This window comes from Inquilinus sp. (assembly GCF_057815775.1).
Window position 1 is genome coordinate 1 of sequence record NZ_JBYRFX010000313.1, and the last position, 1867, is coordinate 1867.

Annotated in this window: 2 protein-coding genes; one reads left to right on the forward strand and one right to left on the reverse strand. The window is 69.5% G+C overall.

The genetic code is table 11. From position 1 onward, the window contains the following. A partial coding sequence (locus AC3XYG_RS11070; protein WP_489139883.1) for a pyridoxal-dependent decarboxylase occupies window positions 1-456 on the forward strand: 456 nt, incomplete at its 5' end. On the opposite strand, the gene pobA is transcribed toward AC3XYG_RS11070, so the two are convergent. Continuing rightward, window positions 453-1625: a 4-hydroxybenzoate 3-monooxygenase gene (pobA, locus tag AC3XYG_RS11075; RefSeq protein ID WP_489139884.1), complete on the reverse strand. Its 1173-nt coding sequence runs from the start codon at window positions 1623-1625 to the stop codon at window positions 453-455. The genes AC3XYG_RS11070 and pobA overlap by 4 nt on opposite strands. Window positions 1626-1867 lie beyond the last annotated feature (242 nt).

Here is a 1867-nt window from a genome sequence, read left to right on the forward strand (position 1 = left end):
ACCGCCGCTGATGGCCGCGTCAGGAATTATCGCGACTGGGGTCTGCCGCTTGGCCGCCGCTTCCGCGCCCTGAAGTTGTGGTTCCTGATTCGCGAGCAGGGTGTCGAAGGACTGCAGGCGCGGCTGCGTCGTGACATCAGCAATGCGAAATGGCTCGAAGAACAGATCGCCGCGACGCCTGAATGGCGCGTGCTGGCGCCGGTGCCGCTGCAGACGGTCTGCATCCGGCATGAGCCGGACGGCCTGTCGGGCGAGGCGCTGGACGACCACACGCGCCGCTGGGCGGACGCGGTCAATGCCGGCGGCGCCGCCTATCTCACCCCGGCCACGGTGGATGGCCGCTGGATGGTCCGGGTTTCGATCGGCGCCCCGGACACGGAGCTGGCGGACATCGAGACGGCCTGGGCCGCGATCCAGGCAGAGGCGGAGACATCCGCTGCGGGATTGTCCGCCTAGACCAGCGGCAGCCCGACATAGTTCTCGGCCAGCACCGTCTGGGCGGCGCAGGAGCCCCTGATATAGTCCAGCTCCGCCCGTTGCAGCCGGCGTTCCAGCGGACCGGTGTCGGGAAAGCGGTGGGTCAGGCCGGTGAACCACCAGGAGAAGCGCTCAGCCTTCCACACCCGGGCCAGGGCACGGGCGGAATAGAAGTCGATGCCGGCGGCGGAGCGCTCGCCGTAGTATTCGCCCAGGGCCTCGGCCAGCATCACCGCGTCCGACACCGCCAGGTTCAGCCCCTTGGCCCCGGTCGGTGGCACGATATGGGCGGCGTCGCCGGCCAGGAACAGGCGGCCATGGCGCATCGGCTCGGCGACGAAGCTGCGCAGCGGCGCGATGCTCTTCTCGAAGGATGGCGCCCGGGTCACCCCGGCCGCCGCCTGCGGCCCCAGGCGCAGGCAGATCTCGTCCCACACCCTGTCGTCCGGCCAGTCCTCGATCCGGTCGTCCAGCGGGCATTGCACGTAGTAGCGGCTGCGCTGGGCCGACCGCATGCTGGCCAGTGCAAAGCCGCGCTCGTGATTGGCGTAGATCAGCTCATGATCCGCCGGCGGCACATCGGCCAGGATGCCGAGCCAGCCGAACGGATACACCCGCTCGAACTCCCGCCGCACGCCGTCCGGGATGCTGCCGCGGCTGACGCCGTGGAAGCCGTCGCAGCCGGCGATGAAATCGCAATCCAGCCGCTGCGTCGTGCCGTCCCGCCGCCAGGTGACATGCGGCTTTTCCGTGCCGATGTCGTGCAACTGCACGTCCCCGGCCTCGAACACGACGGGCAGGCCGTGTTCGGCGGCGCCGTCGAACAGGTCGCGCATCACCTCCTGCTGGCCATAGACCATGATGCCGGATCCGGTCAGGGCCCGCATGTCGATGCGGAACAATTCGCCGTCGACCGCCAGGTTGGTGCCGGCATGGGGCAACCCGTCGCGCCGCATGCGGGCGCCCAGGCCCAGCCGGTCCAGCAGCGCGACCGTGCCCTGCTCCAGCACCCCGGCGCGGACCCGGCCTTCGACATAGTCGCGGCCGCGGCGCTCGATCACCACGGCGTCGATGCCGGCGCGGTGCAGCAGATGGGCCAGGGCCATGCCGGCCGGCCCGGCGCCGATGATGGCGACCTGGGTGCGCATTCCAAGGCCCTCCCGGAGCCTGTGCCGTCGTGGCCCTCAGGCCATGGTTCGACGGCAAGACTCGCGCCCGGCCCCCGCGAAAGCAATGGACGCGGCATCGGATAAATTGGACATTTCTTCCCTGCCGCCGCATCCGGATGCCGGCGGAGAGGGGCGGAAGCACCATGCAGAAAACTATGATTCCAAGCTTTTTCCTCTATGGCGAGGCGCCGCGGACGGTCGATGACCGCTTCCTGCATCTG